Origin of the sequence: Flavobacterium sp. FlaQc-28 (assembly GCF_044007415.1) — a bacterium.
GTDB lineage: Bacteria > Bacteroidota > Bacteroidia > Flavobacteriales > Flavobacteriaceae > Flavobacterium.
Window position 1 is genome coordinate 74,988 of the sequence record NZ_JBIPCM010000005.1, and the last position, 19,111, is coordinate 94,098.

General features: G+C 34.7%; 13 protein-coding genes. 6 read left to right on the forward strand and 7 right to left on the reverse strand.

The window, feature by feature from the left end; translation table 11 throughout:
* Window positions 1–90: 90 nt before the first annotated feature.
* A complete protein-coding gene (locus ACHRVL_RS14045; RefSeq protein WP_395413787.1) occupies window positions 91–573 on the reverse strand; it encodes a hypothetical protein in 483 nt (160 codons plus the stop codon).
* 304 nt (window positions 574–877) lie between these two features.
* Between ACHRVL_RS14045 and ACHRVL_RS14050 the strand changes: the two genes are divergently transcribed.
* Complete coding sequence (locus tag ACHRVL_RS14050) at window positions 878–1,933, forward strand: NAD(P)-dependent alcohol dehydrogenase (RefSeq protein ID WP_395413789.1); 1,056 nt, start codon at window positions 878–880, stop codon at window positions 1,931–1,933.
* 87 nt (window positions 1,934–2,020) lie between these two features.
* Here the strand turns inward: ACHRVL_RS14050 and ACHRVL_RS14055 are convergent, their stop codons facing one another.
* Window positions 2,021–2,587 carry a helix-turn-helix domain-containing protein gene (locus ACHRVL_RS14055; protein WP_089055530.1) on the reverse strand — a complete coding sequence of 189 codons (567 nt, stop codon included), beginning with the start codon at window positions 2,585–2,587 and terminating at the stop codon, window positions 2,021–2,023.
* A 110-nt stretch (window positions 2,588–2,697) separates the two neighbouring features.
* Here ACHRVL_RS14055 and ACHRVL_RS14060 point away from each other — a divergent pair, with 110 nt between their 5' ends.
* The 5 genes from ACHRVL_RS14060 to ACHRVL_RS14080 are packed head-to-tail and all read left to right on the forward strand — an operon-like array spanning window position 2,698 to window position 10,013.
* The gene (locus tag ACHRVL_RS14060; protein WP_395413791.1) at window positions 2,698–3,351 is read left to right on the forward strand and encodes an HAD hydrolase-like protein; all 654 of its coding nucleotides are present in this window, start codon (window positions 2,698–2,700) and stop codon (window positions 3,349–3,351) included.
* An 11-nt stretch (window positions 3,352–3,362) separates the two neighbouring features.
* Window positions 3,363–6,161 carry a TonB-dependent receptor gene (locus tag ACHRVL_RS14065; protein ID WP_395413794.1) on the forward strand — a complete coding sequence of 933 codons (2,799 nt, stop codon included), beginning with the start codon at window positions 3,363–3,365 and terminating at the stop codon, window positions 6,159–6,161.
* 60 nt (window positions 6,162–6,221) lie between these two features.
* The gene (locus ACHRVL_RS14070) at window positions 6,222–7,733 is read left to right on the forward strand and encodes an alkaline phosphatase D family protein (protein WP_395413796.1); all 1,512 of its coding nucleotides are present in this window, start codon (window positions 6,222–6,224) and stop codon (window positions 7,731–7,733) included.
* On the forward strand, window positions 7,726–8,811 hold the full coding sequence (locus ACHRVL_RS14075; RefSeq protein ID WP_395413797.1) for a zinc-binding dehydrogenase: 1,086 nt from the start codon (window positions 7,726–7,728) through the stop codon (window positions 8,809–8,811). Before ACHRVL_RS14070 ends, ACHRVL_RS14075 begins: the two co-directional genes overlap by 8 nt.
* A 29-nt stretch (window positions 8,812–8,840) precedes the next feature.
* A complete protein-coding gene (locus tag ACHRVL_RS14080; protein WP_395413800.1) occupies window positions 8,841–10,013 on the forward strand; it encodes an MFS transporter in 1,173 nt (390 codons plus the stop codon).
* A 270-nt stretch (window positions 10,014–10,283) separates the two neighbouring features.
* Here the strand turns inward: ACHRVL_RS14080 and ACHRVL_RS14085 are convergent, their stop codons facing one another.
* From ACHRVL_RS14085 to ACHRVL_RS14105, 5 genes are all read right to left on the reverse strand, one after another.
* Complete coding sequence (locus tag ACHRVL_RS14085) at window positions 10,284–11,315, reverse strand: hypothetical protein (RefSeq protein ID WP_395413801.1); 1,032 nt, start codon at window positions 11,313–11,315, stop codon at window positions 10,284–10,286.
* Window positions 11,306–12,529, reverse strand: a complete 1,224-nt coding sequence (locus ACHRVL_RS14090; RefSeq protein WP_395413803.1) for a hypothetical protein — start codon at window positions 12,527–12,529, stop codon at window positions 11,306–11,308. Before ACHRVL_RS14090 ends, ACHRVL_RS14085 begins: the two co-directional genes overlap by 10 nt.
* Before the next feature lie 308 nt (window positions 12,530–12,837).
* Window positions 12,838–13,632 (reverse strand): gluconate 5-dehydrogenase, encoded by a 795-nt coding sequence (locus ACHRVL_RS14095; RefSeq protein WP_395413806.1) that lies wholly within the window; start codon window positions 13,630–13,632, stop codon window positions 12,838–12,840.
* A gap of 34 nt (window positions 13,633–13,666) precedes the next feature.
* On the reverse strand, window positions 13,667–14,803 hold the full coding sequence (locus tag ACHRVL_RS14100) for a DUF4861 family protein (RefSeq protein ID WP_395413808.1): 1,137 nt from the start codon (window positions 14,801–14,803) through the stop codon (window positions 13,667–13,669).
* 258 nt (window positions 14,804–15,061) lie between these two features.
* Window positions 15,062–19,102, reverse strand: coding sequence for a two-component regulator propeller domain-containing protein (locus ACHRVL_RS14105; protein ID WP_395413809.1), 4,041 nt, complete (start codon window positions 19,100–19,102; stop codon window positions 15,062–15,064).
* Between the last annotated feature and the right edge of the window lie 9 nt (window positions 19,103–19,111).

Sequence of the window (19,111 nt, forward strand, 5' to 3'; positions counted from 1 at the left end):
TTTGGATAAATAAGTTATAATGGCGCAATAAGGCGCCATTATTTATTTTGTAAATGTCTATTTGTGTTTTGTTTAATTTTTATACTGTGTTTATACAGTAAAAAAGGCTTTTGTAACAATAAGCATAATTAGAGTAAGAAAGTAAAGGGCTGTTGCAACGGCAGCAAAAATAATATGGGCAAAAAACAGCTGAATATAGTAATCTCTAAATCCAATGGAGGGATGATAATGAGTGATTTTAAAAATAAGTATCCAGCTGATTATACCAATTATACCACTGATAACTCCAAGTATAAGGGCACTAAGTGCTGAAACTGCTAAAATATCTTCTGCCCAAATGATATGATAAGCGGCTACAAATAGAAAGCCAATTACAAAATGAAGAAACCATCCCAAATTATTTTTAGTCTCAGTCGTAATATTAATGTTCATTTGAACTAATACTGAGCTTAGAAGTACGGGGTCTCTGTATAATTTTCTGTAATTTTTAGACATAAAATAGCTGAACCACGTCATTGCTGATGTCGCAGCTCCCGAAATTAAAACCAGTTGTACGAAAATGTATAAATCCATAATCTTCGGTTTATAGTTCAAAAAATGCTCTTTTCAAAGTTAAATCGATAATTGCTTGGAAAGCTTATATTATTGAACTTTGTAATTATATAATTATCAGTATAAAATCGATGCTAGCTGATGTTTTTGTTTTTAAAGTATTGATTGTTAGTGGTTAAGTTATTTTTTGGTTATGAAAAAACAATCCAATTAGTTATCTTTATAAAGTTTAGAATTGTTTGAATTTCATAAGTAAATGTTTCTTTTCTGTTATTTTTAAAGAGAGAGGGTTTTTAATTTTACACTATAATTTAATATATAAAGTATGAACACAATTAACGCAAAAGCATTTGGAACCATTGCAGCCGATGCATCATTAGAAGAAATGACAATCGCGCGCAGAGAAGTTTTGGCAAAAGATATTGAAATAGAAATTTTGTATTGTGGTGTCTGTCATTCAGATTTACATACTGCAAGAAACGATTGGGGAGGAACACAATATCCAGCTGTTCCTGGTCATGAAATTGTGGGAAGAGTAACTAAGGTAGGAAGCGAAGTAACGAAACTTAAAGTAGGCGATTTAGCAGGAGTAGGGTGTTTGGTAGATTCTTGTCATACCTGTGATAGTTGTAAAAATGACCTAGAACAGTATTGCTTAAATGGTTTTACAGGAACTTACAATGGCCGAGATGTTCATTTAGGCGGACATACATATGGAGGTTATTCTCAAAAAGTAGTTGTTGATGAACATTTTGTTTTAAAAGTGCCTGCAAACTTAAACTTAGCGGCTGTTGCACCATTACTTTGCGCAGGAATTACAACTTGGTCACCATTAAAACACTGGAATGTTGGCAAAGGAAGCAAAGTAGCAGTAGTTGGTTTGGGCGGACTTGGACATATGGCTATTAAACTGGCAAAAGGTCTTGGTGCCGAAGTTACCTTGTTCTCTAGAACTCCAGACAAAGAAAAAGACGCTTTAGAACTGGGGGCAGATGCTGTAGTAATTTCAACAGATAATAATCAGATGAATGCAGTAAGCGGAAAATTTGATTTAATTATTGATACTGTTCCTTATGTTCATGATGTAAATCCTTATGTTGCTACGTTAAGTATCAACGGAACTTTAGTTTTAGTGGGGTATTTAGGAGGTTTAGAACCTATTTTAAATACTGTGCCAATGATTTTAGGCAGAAAATCTGTTGCAGGTTCTGTAATTGGCGGAATTGCCGAAACACAAGAGATGTTGGATTTTTGCGGAAAACATAATATCGTTTCAGAAATTGAAATTATTAAAATGCAGGAAATCAACGAAGCTTACGAAAGAATGCTGAAAAGCGATGTAAGATACCGTTTTGTAATTGATATGGCTTCTTTGAAGTAATAGTTTCAGATTTTAGAAAAAAGAAAATCCCAAGTATCAACTTATTGATACTTGGGATTTTTTATTGTCAGCTAAAAAAGCAGTTTTTTAATTATCGAAAAAATATACAATTAGCATCTTTACAGGTTTTTTGCTTTTGTTGATTGGCACGTGTTTCAATCTTCCATCAAAAAATAACGAATCGCCTTCTTTTAAAGTGTAGGTTTCATTTGCTATCAAATAATCAACTTCGCCAGATATAATGTATTTATATTCAAAAGCATCAGTACTTACCTGATCCCTGTAACTATTAGGCTCAAGAGTTAAGAAAACAATATCAATAGTAGAATTTTTTATGGTGCGGGTTAAAAAACGCTCGTACGAAAAACCATTTGATCCTTCCTTTTGAAACAGGTCGTATTCGTCTTTTCTTTTTATAAGCACCATTTCATCTTCCTGAGTCATATCCTTAAAAAACTCACTTAAATTAATCTGCAGAGCAGAAACGACGCTGAGTAAAACTGTTAATGAAGGAATGCTTCTTCCGTTCTCAATCTGAGAAATCATGCCTTTGCTTACGTCACTTAAATCTGCAAGTTCCTGTACAGTAAAGCCTTTTTCGATTCGGTATTGTTTTATTCTCTTACTGATTTCAAGTAAAATAGCTCCTTCCATGTTTAGTATTTGTATACAAAAGTTTATTTATAATAAACATTACTTCACAATTTGTTTACATATAGTAAACATTTGTATAGTAATATTGCACTGTAAAAATAGACAAAAATATGGAATTAATTGTATTTGATATGGCTGGCACTACTGTCCATGATGAAAATAAAGTTGGCTTAACATTGCAAACCGTTTTAAAGGAATTTGGTTATGATTTTTCTCTTGATCAGATTAATGTAGTAATGGGTTATGAAAAACCAGTAGCGATTTCGATTTTATTGGAAGAGAAAAGACCTGAGTTAATAAATAAAATCCATCAAGTTTTTGTAGCAAAAATGATTGCTTTTTATGAGCAGAGCAACGATGTAAAAGCAACTTCTAATGCTCATGAAACTATTCAGTATTTAAGAAAAAATGGGATAAAAGTAGCTTTCGATACAGGATTTTCTCGTCCGATTGCAGATGCTATTTTCGAAAAACTAAACTGGAAACAAGGCATTGATTTCGATTTCAGTATTACTTCTGATGAGGTTGAGCATGGACGTCCTTATCCAGATATGATTTTTAGGGCTATGGAGCACTTTAATATCGCAGACGCTTCATTAGTTGGAAAAGTCGGCGATACAATGTCAGATTTACAACAAGGTGAAAATGCAAAATGCGGATTAGTAGTCGGAGTGACCACCGGAGCATACAGCCGAGAAGAATTAGAGCATCACTTCCACCATTATATTATTGACGATTTATCAGAATTAAAAAACAAACTTTAATTAATAAACTCATGAAGGCTTTACTGTACATTGCAGCTGCATTATTCTTAACAACTTCGTATGCACAAGAAGTTAAAGGTAAAATCAGTAGTGAATCCGGACCTTTACACCCGGCTTCGATTTTAGTTATAGAGCAATCTAGAACTATAGACACAGACCAAAATGGTAATTTCTCTTTTAAACTTAAAGCAGGGCAATATCATTTAGAAATTTCAAGTGAAAACTATACTTCAAAAAAAATTGCAGTAAACGTTTCAACAAAAAATATTGATTTAGGAACTATTGTTCTCGCTGGTAGAGAAGAAAAACTGGATGAAGTAGTTTTAGAATATTATAGCAGCGGAGAAAGAAAAGCGATGGATATGCGCCAAAGTTCAAATGCTATTATGGATGTTGTTAGTGCAGATGCAATGGGTAAAATGCCAGATATTAGTGCAGCTGAGGCCGTACAAAGAATTCCGGGCGTGAGTATAGACAGAGATCAGGGAGAAGGAAGATACGTAACCGTAAGAGGAACGCCGTCGCAATGGAGTTCGGCAACAATTAATGGGGATCGAATGCCATCTGCAAAAACCTCAGGAGATTTGCTTGGTAATCGTACTGTGCCAATGGATTTACTACCAACAGAATTTCTGGAATATATTCAGGTTGTAAAAGCAATTACGCCAGAATATGAGGGAGATGCTATTGGAGGAACGATTAATTATATCCCGAAGTTTTCTCCTAAAAAAGAAACTTTTCGTGCGACTGTTGCTATTCCTGTTAATCTTCGTGCGGATGATAAAGTGGGGTATAATAGTACAGTATTATATGGTAACCGATTTTTTAAGAAGAAATTCGGCTTTCTGGCCATGACCAATTATAATCGACGTACTTATTCTACAGATGATTATGAGGTTGTTTATGGTAATGCATTGCACAATGTAAATACGCTTGATGTTAGAAATTATCAGGGAGTGAGAACCAATACTGGATTTAATGTCGCAACAGATTTTCGTTTTAACAGCCGAAACAAAATTTATGCACGTGGTTACTACAGTCAATTTCTAGACGAAGAGCAAAACAGAAAAACAATGCACTACTTTAATAAAACGACAAGTAATGCCGTATTGCGATGGAGCACCGTAGATTATTTGTTTAAAAATTACGGAGGTGAATTTGGATACGAAAGTAAAATATCAGACAAGTTGAAGATGAACGCCAAAGTTGCGGCGTATACTTCATGGGCAGGTTACAATGGTCCATCATCAGCAACAAAAAATGATAGAGGTTATTATTATGGAAACTGGATACAAACTGTAAAATATGACAATTTGGTGAAAGTCGACGGTACAAATTATAAGTTTTTGCAAGGCGACGGACCTGCTGGTTATGTGGGTGATCCATCCAACAATATTCAGCCGCACTTTTCGGCACCATATGATCCAGAAAAATATTATTTGGACAGATATGTAACTTCAATTCGTAATGTCGAAGAGAAAGATCAAGTAGCTGCCGCTGATTTTAATTATACTGCAAAAGAAAATTTGAAAATAAAGTTTGGTGGAAAATTTAGAAACAAAACCAGTACATACGACTACCGTTATATTACTTGGATTTACGATACAAAAGCGCCAAAAGCCTATTTAAATCAATGGGAAAGAGAAGCATTTCCAAGTAATAATTGGTTTCCAGAATTGAATAATAATTATGATAATTTAAAATTTAATTATCCAACAGAGAGCTCTTTTATTGACCCAATGGGAAATCCTGCGATTGCCAAGAACTTAAAGTATAACTATCAGGATGTAACCAACTCCAGTTATGCAACAGGTAATTATGATGCTACTGAAAAAGTTTGGGCAGGTTACGGATCTGCAGAATGGAATATTAACGAAGATTTTCGTTTTGTGGGTGGAATTCGATATGAAAACACAGCTGTAGATGCAAAAAGTTATGAGTTTAACGATAAAACCAAAGTAGTTACACCAATATACGGAAGTAAAAATTATGGTGCATTTTTACCAATGACGCATCTGATTTACAAACCATCAAAGAAATTGGATTTAAGAGCGGCAGTTACCAGAACTTTTGCCCGTCCGGCTTTTAACGAATTGAGTCCGAGTAATAGAGTAAATCCCGATAATCATACAGTTGTAGAAGGAAACATCAATTTAAAACCAACATTTTCATGGAATTATGATGTAGTAGGTTCTTATTATTTAAACAAAAACGATTATGTGACGGGAAGTGTTTTCTACAAAGATCTTAAAGATTTAATTTATACATCGACAACTGACGAAATAAGAACTGTTGGCGGAGCCGAAGATTTGTATAAAGTTTCAAGACCATTAAATTCTGATAATGCATTTTTATACGGAGTTGAGGTGGGTTTCAATAAGAAATTTAAAGAATTACCTGGGTTTTTAAGCAATTTTAGTCTAAAAGCAAATTACACGTTTACAAAATCCGAAACCACATTGTCAGATCGAGGCGACGAAAAAATTGGTTTAATGAATCAATCGCCAAACATCTTTAATGCATCGCTTATTTACGAATACAAAGGTTTTGCAGCACGATTGGCGGCAAATTACCGTGAAGCCTTTTTAGTAGAAATCCGTGATAATAAAGGAGCTGACAGATATCAGGATAAAGATTTTCATTTAGATATGAACCTTTCTTATACAACGCCTAAGAATATTACATTCTTCATCGATCTTAACAACCTTAACAATCAAGAGTTACGTTATTATCATGGTGTAGTGTCAAGACCAGAGCAGGTGGAGTATTACGGCATTCGCGGTAAAATTGGAGCAAGCTATAGATTTTAATAATTTCTAAACATAAAGGTAACATTCAAGTAGTACTATTGTGTTTTTTATAAAGATAAGATGAACAGAAGAGGTTTTGTAAAAAGGTCAATGCTCGGAATGATTCCGCTGTTGTTTCCTGTAAAAGTATTTTCATTATTTGCCACAAATAACAATGCGTATTTTATGCATGGAGTGGCTTCTGGAGATCCTACAAACGATGCAGTGATATTATGGACACGTATTACTACAGAATTTTCAGGAATTTGCAATGTCGAATGGCAGATCGCAAATGATGATGCTTTCAAAAACATAGTTAAAAAAGGTTTCGTAACAACATCACAAGACCGCGATTATACGGTTAAGATTGATGCAACGAATCTAGAAAGTAATCAGGTTTACTTTTACAGGTTTATTTATAACGAAACGACTTCTGATATTGGAGTTTGTAAAACATTGCCTGATTCGCTTTTAAAACCGCTTCAAATAGCAGTTGTAAGCTGCAACAATTACGAAGACGGTTATTTTACCTCATTCCGTCATATTGCCGATAATAAAGCCATTGATTATGTATTTCATTTAGGTGATTATATCTATGAATACGGAACAGGACAATATGCGAATAAAGCTTTTCTTGAAGAAAGCAATCGCTTAAACGACCCGCTTCATGAACTTATTTCATTAGCTGATTATAGAAAAAGATACGCTCTTTATCGTAAAGATAAAGAGCTTCAAAAAGCACATCGCACAAAATCCTTTATCTGTATTTGGGACGATCACGAACTGGCTAATAATGCGTATTTCGGCGGAGCAAAAAATCACCAGAACAATGAAGGAAATTGGACTGACAGAAGTGCCGCCGCTGTACAGGCTTATTTTGAATGGATGCCTGTAAGGGCTAAATCGACAAGCGAAATGATTCGTTCGATCAAAATAGGAAAGGAGGCTAATTTCTTTTTCTTGGAAGAACGATTAGACGGCAGAGATAAACAGTTATTAAGCAGCGATCCAGAAAAATTTAATCCGCAACGAAAAATGATTTCCAAGAAACAGTTCGATCATTTGTCAGATGAATTGAAAAATAGTGATGCAAGATGGAATTTTCTTGTAAATCAGGTCATGTTTACGGGCTATAAAAGCAAAAAAATAGAAACGGTAAAAGAAGAGGATTGGTGGACTGGTTATCCTTACCAAAGAGAACAGCTGATCGAAGTTTTTGAGAGCTTGAAAAACCCGCCGATTATTTTAACAGGAGATCATCATCAAAGTCATGTTTTAGAATTAAATGCGCCAGATTCGGCCAATAACAAACGTATTGCGTGGGAGTTTTTAACGCCGTCGATAACTTCTAAAAATGATGATCGCTTAACCAGCGAGCAAATTGCCAAAAAAAGTAAACTTTTATACAAGCTTAATCCGCATATGATTTACAATGATATTGCAGCTCACGGTTATTTTATTTTGAAAGTGAGTAAAAAGCAAATCAACATCAGTTATAAATTCAATTCCGATATACTGCTGCGAGATGGTGACGAAAGGCAAGGTCCTGATTTTACAATTGATAACTTAAACAACTTAAAGAAAAATGTGTAGTTCATGTGTTATGCTGTTTAATGAAAAAAACGGCAGTATTCTTCCCGAATATACGACTTTGCCAGCATTGCAGACAGGCGAGATTTTAGTAAAAAACAAATACACGACTTTGTGCGGCAGCGACCTGCATACTTTTACAGGAAGACGAAAAGAACCATCGCCAATTGTTTTAGGACATGAGATTGTGGGAGAAATTCTAGAACTATCGCAAAGCGAGCCTTTTTATGATTTAAATGGAAATATATTAAAAGAAGGTGATCTTATTACCTGGACCATTTTTGCTGCAACAGATACAGATGAGTTTGTAAAAGATAAAATGCCTCAAAAATCTGCCGGTTTATTTAAATACGGACATGTTCAGTTTACCGAAAACGAGAAATTCAACGGCGGATTAGGAACGCATTGTGTATTAAAAAAAGGAACAGGGATTTTGAAACTGCCTTCGTCTATAGATGAAAAATTTGCACCAATTATTAATTGTGCCGGAGCTACAGCAATGGCAGCTTATCGATTAATTAGTCAAATTGAGAGCAAAAATGTTCTAATTCTTGGAGCAGGAGTTTTAGGTTTAATTGCTGCAGCGATTGCAAAACAGAAAAAAGCATCATCTGTTACGGTAATTGATATTGATGACAGGCGATTAGAGAAAAGTAAATCGTTTGGTGCTGATTATATTTATAACAGCGCAAATCCAATTGAAGAACTTGCTCAAATAACATCAGGATTTTATAAAAAAGGTTTTGATGTTGTTATTGATATGAGCGGTTCTATTGCAGCCATAAAAACTGGTTTGCAGTTTAGCGCAGTAGGAGCAGAACACATTTGGATAGGCGCCGTAACTCCAACAGAAAGTATTGAAGTTAATGCTGAGGTAATGATTCGTAAATTATTAAGCATAAAAGGAATGCATAATTATAATTATGAAGATTTTATTAATGCCGTTTCATTTTTTGAAGATCATTTTTCAGATTATCCTTTTGGTACTTTCATCGAAAAAGAATTTCCATTGCAAGAAACCCTAGAAGCATTTCAATATGCAATTAAACATAGACCATACAGGGTTTTAATAACAATTTAATGATTAGTAAAATCTCAAAAAAATACCAAATGCTTTTTATCACCATGTTTTGTTACCTGTTTTTTTATACAGGCAGACATAACTTTGGCTGGGCAACAAAAGCAATGCGCGAAGATTTAGGAATTTCATATACTTTTATCGGATGGATAAGTTTCGCCATGCTGATAGGCTATTCGCTGGGACAGTTTATCAACGGAAATCTTGCCGATCGTTTTAATCCAAGATACCTGGTGCCTATAGGTGCTTATTTGTCTATTGCCTGCAACTTAGGAATTAGTTTTACCCATTCGCCTTATATTATTTTAGTTTTATGGTTCTTAAACGGCTACTTTCAATCGATGGCTTGGGCTCCTGGAGGAAAAATAATTGCCAATTGGTTTAAAACCGAAGAGCAGAACAAAGCCTTTGGTTTGTATACCATGGCTGCGGGATTTTCATCGGCAGTGACTTTTGGTATTTCAATTTATATCACTTCACTGCATTTAGACTGGCGAATGTTGTTTAGACTGCCGGTTTTATTACTTTTTGTATCGGCCACCGTATTTTTAGTTTTTATAAAAGCATCGCCGGTTCCTGTAGAAAGAAAGTCAAAAGGTTTTGATTTTACAGCAGTAAAAAAGAGTTACAGTGAAGTTCTGGGACATAAAAAGTTTAGATTAGTCTGCCTGTCATTTGGGTTGGAAAGTATGGCGCGCTACGGATTGATATTTTGGGTTCCTGTACATTTTTTAGGAGATAACTGGAAAGAAGATCCTTCGTTAATTTGGGTTACCTTTTTGCTTCCGCTGGGCATGGCTTTTGGTGCTTTTAGTTTTGGACAGTTGTCAACAACGCTTTTTAAAAGCAATTATAAATCTATATTTATGGGAATGCTGGTTTGCTGCGGGCTTTCGTTTCTATTGTTCTTTATGCATAATGCAAATCTAGTTGTAATAGGATTTCTTTTGATTGCCTGCGGCTTTTTTGTTTACGGACCTCAAGCTAACTTTTGGGCTTTATGTCCGCAGATAATGGGGCGGGAGCGAACAGGAACTGCAATTGGAACCATGAATATGTGCGGTTATCTTTTTGCGGCTTTAGGCGAGCCTTTGCTTGGGTATATTATTGAAACAACAGGAAATACGAAGTTTTTGTTCTTAGTCATTTCTATAATATGTTTATTGTCAGCCTTAATAATGTATTTGATTAAAGAAGAACGATAAAAGCGATTTGGCATAAAACAAAAACACCTCTAAAGCCCAAAGTTTTAGAGGTGTTTTTGATTGTGATTGAATTGTTTAAAAAGCTTTGCGCATAATTTTTAAACACATAGGAACATAGTTTTACTGCTTCTAAAAAAGGCGTTTCACTTGTTTGAAAACACATAAACTGTTATGTGAGAGAAATGTATTTCTTTTTTGTATTCTTTGCTGTTTATAAAATCTATGTTTCTATGTGTTTAATAAGTAATCAGAAACGGGCAGAGGAAAATTTTACTTTTGCTCTGCAATTGTTGATTTATTAAGCTTAACAACTCGAATTGTTTTATTTGTATTATCAGATAAAAAAATGCGATCATTAAGAAGTGCAGTACTTACAATAGTGCCAAAAGGATTTTGTCCCATAATATCAGAGGCATTTACTCTTGGTTTGTATGTTCTATTGTTAAACTCATCTTTTGGATAAAGGCGTAAATAAGAAGTGTTTCCTGCGTTTTCTGACGTTATCGCCCAATCTTTACTAAATACTACCGAAATTGGTTTTACTTCTTCAAAAGGAGCTTTTACGGGTTCTAATGGAGTGGTTAGTGAAGCAGCTGCATTGGCACGAATCCCTGCTAAATTATAATACAAATAGCTTTTAGCGTCTCTTCCTGCCACTACTAAATTTCCATCGGTTACATCCATAGAATACACCTGATCGAAACCGCTTAAAGTATTTAGTTTAGCAAATGGTTTTAGATTCCAGTCGCTGGTTTCAGTAATTTGTGAAGCTTCAAAAACTTTAATAGATTTTTCTTTTTCCTTTACAAACACCAATCCGTCCTTTGCAACAACGCCAAAAACGTGTACAAAAGTCTGCCACCATTGCCCGTTTCCAACCGTGTTAATTCCAAGAGTAGTAGTTTCGTCAAGTACAAAAAGTCTCGATTCAACACTTCCTACATAAATTCTTCCATTATCAATAGAAACAGATGTCAAATTAACAAACGGAATTGTTGTGCTTCCTTTTGTGTAGTTTGCAATTGTTTTAATATGTGCTAAAGTCACAGCATTAAAAACCTCTAAAACATTACCGTTGCAAACATATAATTTCTCTTTTGAAATCGTGATTCCTTTAGGATCAATAGTTCCAGTTCCGTCGCCAATTTGTTTGGCTGTAATCGAAGCTTCGTTTGTAGGGTAGTAATAGTCGTAATTTGTTGGTTCGGGACCATCAGAATCTTTGCTGCAGCTGGTAATAAAACAAAGCAGCAGTATTAAAAAAGGTAGTTTATTCATGTTGATTTTGCGGGTTAGTTCCATTTTCCTTCTCCTTTGTATTTTAGTAAAAATGGGTTTTTAGGATTTATCTTAAATTCTGGTTTTTTATATTTACCCGTTAGGTAACTTGTTTTGCTGTATCCTTTTAGGACTTCGGGATCTGTAAAAGGCAGATCGTTTAAGTAAATCAAGTATTTATAAAAATCAGTAAGCATTTCCTGTTGTCCGCCGCCTTCGCCGCTGTTTGCCAAGTTACTGCTGTGTCCCCAGCCAATATGATGCGAGTATTCATGTGACCAAACCGACATTTCGCCTAACCAATGTCCTGTAACATAACCAGATTCCCATTGAGAAGCCAATGCACCGCCGCCTAAAGCTGCTGCACCGCCAACCATTGCCATATTTACCGTTCTGCCGTCAAGGTAATTCCAGTACGTTTTTTCTATTTCCTCTTTAGTTAAATAGTCATAAGTCCCATCCTTATCATCTGCATTACCATGCCAGTTAAGTGCACCATTTATTGCAGTTCCTGCTGTAGCAGCCTGTTCTTGTTTGTATTTGTTGAAATTTGTAAAAGTGCTGTAATACAAAGGATGACTTAAAGCATAAGAATAATTAATGATCATAGTTATAGCTTCTTTTGCTAAAACTGGATTCATTGGTAAAAATTTACCAAGTTCATTAGTATGATATGCTGCGCTAAATTGTACTAAGTGTGTAGACTTTATTTTTTTAAATTTCTGAAATAAAGGATCAGTAGATTCTACAGAAAACTCGATTGCTCCCGATGAAAATCCTTCGATTTTATCGATTGTTACTGTTTTACCGTTTTCAAGTTCGTAGTCATGTTTGCCCGCTGTTAACGGAATTTGATGAAAAGATCTGTGAAAAGCAGGCACTTTTGAAAAATTGTAAAGAACAAATCGCTTTTCGTAGTTAGGTAATTTTGCATATATTTTTACATCAGTCAATCCAACTGGTGAATACAGAGATACCTGAACAGAATCTTTGCTTTTTTGAATTACTTGCAAAGGCTCATTTACTCTAAACCAGCGGTCTTTATTGTCGTACATTTTTGAAGAGTTTTCGGCGTCTTCAAACATTGTAAAGGCACGATTTCCTGCTGGTAATGTTGCAGCGTCAATGCTAGGCAGATAATTTGGCTTGTAATTTTCGCCGTCTTCCTTGTCACTGCACGCAAAAGTGATACTTGCCAGAACGACAAGTACTGGAAAAAAATAATACGTTTTTTTCATTAGTAGGGTTTTGATTAAACTTGGGGTTTGTTTTTAACTTTTTAATATTAAAGCGCAAATTTCGTTTAAAAAACGAAATTTTTAGTAAGAAATTTTTAATTCTTTAAGATTTATCTGTAAAATACTCAGAAACAGTAAAAAAAGCAAAGCCTAATGCTGTAAACAAAAGGCTTTGCCGAAGAAAGCTCCAGCGGAGCATTTTTTATAAAATAGTGTAAGTTTAACGCACGAATGTTGATTTTAGGATGTTAATTACATCTAATAATTAAAAGACGTTATTCGAGCTATGTTTTGAAATTAATTACGACCTAATTCTCGTTAGATGGTTTTCCAATTGTTGCTAGTATACCGCCGTCTACATAAACAATATGACCGTTTACAAAATCACTTGCTTTTGAGCTTAAAAAGATTGCTGCGCCTTGTAAATCGTCTGGATTTCCCCAACGTCCTGCAGGAGTTCTCCCCATAATGAATTCGTTAAAAGGATGTCCGTTTACTCGAATTGGAGCTGTTTGGCTTGTTGCAAAATAACCAGGACCAATTCCGTTAGTTTGAATATTGAATTTAGCCCATTCCGTAGCCATGTTTTTAGTCAGCATTTTTAATCCGCCTTTTGCTGATGCGTAAGCACTTACAGAATCTCGGCCAAGTTCACTCATCATTGAACACATATTTATGATTTTTCCACCTCCGCGTGTAATCATTCCTTTCGCTACATTTTTAGAAACAATAAAAGGACCTGTTAAATCAACCTTTACCACAGCTTCAAAATCGGCGACTTCCATTTCGATAATTGGCGTTCTTTTGATAATTCCGGCATTGTTTATTAAAATATCGATAGGACCTACTTCAGACTCTATTTTGTTAATTGCTTCGATTACTGCATTTTCATCAGTAACATCAAATAAGTAACCGTAGGCTTCAATTCCTTCCGATTTGTATTCGGCAATTGCATTGTTTACTGCTTCTTGCGACGAATGGTCGTTTACTACAATTTTTGCACCTGCGTGTCCAAGTCCTTTAGCCATTGCCATTCCTAATCCGTGAACACCACCTGTAATTAATGCTGTTTTCCCTGTTAAATCAAATAAATTAATTGACATTCTTTTTTGTTTATAGTTAATAGTAATTCTGTTTTTAGTTCTTTTTTACCAATATAATCAGCGGGTTGTTTATTTTTTGATGAAAAGTATTCAAATAATCAAACCATTGTTTTGCAGTTGTAATTTTACCTGCTTTATCCCACGCCGCACCAGTATAGTACACGATTGGTTCGTTGTTTTTGACTGTGGTTTGTGCTAGAATTTGTTCTTTGGTGCTCCACATTGCTGTTGTTGGAGTTGTTAAAATTGAACCTATAGCTGTTGTACCGTCTTTTTCGAAAGTAGGTTCCCAATATCCCATAATACCTTGTTGTTCATTTAAAGAAATAACGCCTGCTTCCTCTCTTTTTATGATTCCTACAACAACGGGAATTGGTTTGTTGTCATTGAATGTGTAAACGTTTTCGATTCGGTTAAAATGTGAACCTGCATCAAGCGAAATGGTTTTTACGGCGCTCATTTTTATGCCGCCAGCGTCCCATTCGTCATATTTTAGTTGAAAAGTGGAGCGTAAAGGGCCGTTGTCTAAAACTTTCCATTGGTGATAATTGCCTGAGTAACGAATGGTATCTTTGATAAATGGAGCCATATTGCCAGCGCCCAATGTAAAGCCTACGTGATAATAATCTAAACCGTCACCATGGTCGATATGGTAATCATCGCGTTTGTAGCGGTCGTTTAGTACTAATTTATCCGTTCGTTTTACCCAAACATCAAAGCCGTAAGCATCACCTTCTGTTTTCTCTAAAGCTTTTCCGTAAGCGCGAAACGCAATTTTATCATTTTCCCAAGCAAAATCATCTTTGCGTTCAGGAACGTAGCGTGCATATGTTTTTGCTGCAAAAGTCTCGGGTTTTCCTTTTTGAATAGAAAGGTTTAATGTTGATTTAGCTTTAATATTTACTTGCAGTAATAAATTTTGAATAGCAGCAGAACCTTTGTGTTCCAATTGAAAAGGAATCTGCTTTTTTGTACTAGGATTAATTACAATAAAGTTTGCCGTATCGATTTGCGGATAGGAGGAAAGGATGTCTTTCCATTTTATAGAAACCACAGTTTCTGTTTGGTCTACTGCTGAATTATTTTGAATAGTAATACTTACTTTTGTCTGCCCAGTAGAAGTAAAGGGTAAAATAAAAGTAAGTAGAAAAATACATTTTATAATTTTCATAAAAGTTTAATTAATAGATTGTTATGTTGTTTTATTTAAAGTTATGATTCTTTGTTTTTATGTTCTTGTTTTGATTTAAAAAGGCATAAATAGAACTTGTCGATCAGAAATGAAATCATTTTGCCGAGGTCGTAATTTTCGAAATTATTGAGTCTGTCTTTGTGTAAAAACTTTGTTTTTGCAGCTGTTTAATTAAACAGGCGGAGGATTGTAAAAAGTGTTTTTTGTCTGCATTAGTTAGTTTGTATTGTTGTTTCGTTATTCTTTTGGCTGCTCTAGTTTGGCTAAATATTCACTTGGCATACAGCCATAATGCTGCTTAAATGCGGTTGAAAAATAAGATGGAGAGTTAAAACCGCACATATAGGTAATTTGTGCAATGGTGTATCGCTTACTCTGCATTAATTCTACTGCCTTTTTAAATCGGATTCTTTTTATGAAATCCATCGCCGATTCGCCTGTAATGGCTTTGAGTTTTAGATAAAGATTAGAACGGCTCATACCAATTTGTCTGCTGAAATGATCAACAGAGAATTCAGAATCGGCTAAATGATCCTCGACAATTTGTATGGCTTGTTTAAGAAAATCTTCGTCAAGGGTATTAAAAGCAATGTTTTCAGGAACCATTTCTTTGCCTACGGCATAATATTCTTTTAAACGTTTACGCGAGCGCAGCAGATTTGTAATTTTTGCTGCTAATATTGGAGTCGAAAAAGGTTTTGTAATATAATCATCAGCGCCCATTTCTATACCTTTTAACTGTTGGCTGGTTTCGGTTCTGGCGGTTAAAAGCACTAATGGAATGTGCGAAGTATTGATGTTTTGTTTGACACGTTTACAAAAATGCAATCCGTCAAGTTCTGGCATCATTACATCGCTTATGATAATATCAAATTGATGAATTTCTAAAAGTTCAAGTGCCATTTGACCATTGTAAGCGACTGTTACATCATAAATTTTACCAAAGTAATCTCGCAGATAATCTATAATCTCTTTATTGTCATCAACTAAAAGCAGTTTTATAGGCTGATCTCTTTCTGCTAATTCGTTTTCTTCTTCAAGAATATTTTCGTTATCAAGTTCATTATCGGTAACGATATCTAATTCATATAAAGAATCTTCGATATGCTGATCGTTTTTATACACTTGATCTGAAACAGGAATTGTTACTTTAAAAACACTTCCAACTTCTTTAGTACTTTCGGCAGAAATTTCTCCGTGATGTAGTTCGACTAAGCGTTTTGTAAAAGCCAAACCAACACCAGAGCCCAAATTCATTTCACGATTGTTTACCTGATAAAAGCGATCGAATACTTTTGATAAATCGTCTTCACTAATTCCAACCCCCGTGTCAGCGACTTTTATTTCTACAGTTTCATTTTTCTTTACTAGTTCCAACGTGATGCTTTGACCCGTTTTGGTGTATTTGAAAGCATTGGATAATAGATTGAACAGAATCTTTTCCATAGCATCTTTATCAAAATAAAATAAAAGCTGTTCTTCGTTTGTATGAAATGTAAAATGAATGTCGTTTTTTTCTGAAAGCGGTTTAAATGACTCATAAATTTCACGAGTAAAACGAACAATGTCTCCTTTGCCTACTTTAAGCTGTCGCGTTCCCATTTCGGTTTTTCTGAACTCAAAAAGCTGGTCGACTAAGTTGTACAGTCTTTTTGCATTAATAAACATTAGTTCGTGTTTCTTTTTAGATATTTTGTCAGCAAAAGGTGTTTTTAATAATTCCTCTAAAGGAGCGAGAATCAATGTTAATGGCGTTCTTAATTCATGCGAAACATTAGTAAAGAAATCCATTTTTACTTGGTTGATATAACTCACTCTTTCTTTGTCAATTCGTTCTAATTTTAACTGTTGTTCGGCTTGAATTCGTTCTTTAATAATTTTAAAACCAATATAAACGGCTATACCAATAATGGTTAATAAAAGCAGTGAAAACCAAAGTGTTTTGTACCAAGGCGCAAGAATAACAATGGTTAAACTTCTTACAGAGCTCATTTCGCCATTTGGACCAACGGCTTTGATTTGGAAATTGTATTTTCCTGCTGGTAAATTGCTGTAGCTCACTTTTAGCTGATCTGTGCGCTGCCAGTCTTTATCGATGCCGTCGAGTTTATAATAGTAATAAGTTCTATTAGATGAAATGTAGTTGAAGGTGTTGAAAAAGATACTGAACTGCTTGTATTCTGAGCCAATTTCAAGTTCTTTTACCTGATCGATATGTTGTTCTAAAATATTGGTTTCATCGTTTACAGCAACCGTTTTGTTTAAAACTTCGAGTGTTGTAAAACTTAGTTTTAAAGGAAGTGGTTTTTGTTTGATCATAGCAGGATAGAAGTACGAAATACCTTTGATACCGCCAAAAAGTAACATACCGTCTTGTGCTTTACAGAACGAATATTCGTTAAACTGTTTGTTTTGCAGTCCGTCACTTTCGTCAAAATTTTGAACCGTACGGCTGTCTGGATTAAATTTGATCAGCCCGTGATTGGTAGAAATCCATAAATTACCATCATCATCGGGAACAATGCCGTAAATGGTTTCTTCAAAAAAGTCTTTTCGAGCTTTAAAGCTTATAAAAGATTCTTGATTTTCGTCATACAAACGCAGGCCCTCTCTAGTGCCAATCCAAATTCGATGCTTTTGATCTTCAGTTATACAATTGATAATATCTTCACTTAGTTTTCCGTGCCCCACATTTCCAAACAAAAGCGTATCAGGATAAAAGAGCGTAACTCCGTTTGTAGTTCCTATCCAAATGCGATTTTTACTGTCTTCAAACAAAAAAGTAACAGCGTCTGATGTTAAACGTTTTCCTGCTTTGTCTAGATGAATGTGAGTAAAAGTTTTGGTCTCGGGATGAAATTGGTCTAAACCGGTTCTTGTGCCCACCCAAATACGCCCTTTAGAATCTTTCAGTAAAGCGTAGACTAAATCTCCTGCAATACTGTTAGGATTTTTTTCATCATGACGAAATCGCTGTGCCGTTCCTGATTTTGGATTAAGAAGATTCATTCCTCCGTTATGAGTACCAATAAGTACATTGCCATTATCATCAAAAGCAATGGCTTTAATATTATTAGAACTAATACTGTTAGGATTGTTTTCGCTATTTGAATAATAACTGATTGTACCAGCATTTTTGTTCCAATAGTTTATTCCTTTGTCATTAGTGCCTATCCAAAAATTTCCTTTAGAATCTTGTTTGATTACTCCAATAACTTCATCGTTTAACGATGGTTTAGCCGAGTTTTGGCTTAAAATATTAAACTTTATATCGTTTTTATGATAGTAATTAATACCGCCATAGTAGGTTCCAAGCCAGATTCCGTTTTGCTTATCCTTCAAAAAGCATCGTACAGAATTTTGTGCAATAGTATACGGTTGTGAAATTTGATGATAATAATTTGTAAAAGAATTGGTGACTTGATTATAAATAGAAAGACCTCTAAAAGTACCAAACCAAATATTACCTTCTGTATCTTTACCCACACAACGAATGTTATTATCAGCAATACTATTTGATGATGAAATGTGCGTAAGAGTAGAAGTCTGGCGGTTTTGACCATTGTACAGAATCACTCCATAACCTTCTGTTGCAATCCATAAGTTCTTATTATCAATAAAAACACTATTGATGTAAGGTTTGTTAATTCCTAAATTCAGTTTTTTTAATTGATGTGTTTTTAGGTTCAATTGAAAAAGACCAACATCAGTACCTATAAGAAGCTGCTGCTGCCAAAAACTGATGTAAGCAATCTCTTTTATTTCATGAGAAGAGGCTTTGAATTTAATATTGGTGAATTTTTCGTCTTTTGGCGAAAGAACAAAAATCTCGCCTGTAATTGATGCTGCCCAAATTCGATGTTCGCTGTCTTCTGTAATAGAGGAGATATACCATTCGCCCAAACTTTTTGGAAACTGGTAATTGGTAAAATTATCAGTATCATAATTATAAACACTTAAACCTTGATTTCCGCCTACCCATAATCGTCCTTTGTGATCTGTAAACAAACTTCGAATGAAATAAGATTGTAAACTATTTTTAGTGTTTTTTATTGGTCGATACACTTTAAAACCTTTACTGTCATAACGATTTAATCCGTCTTGTGTTCCTATCCAGATGAAACCTAAAGTATCTTGCTGAATAGCAAAAACAGAACTTTGCGACAAGCCTTTATCAACCGAAATAGTTCGGAAATAGCGATCTTGTACCTGCGCATAACTTTTCACTGAGAAAAGAGTTATGTAGAAAAACGTAAAAAGGAGAATCGTTTTCTTCATAAAGGTTTG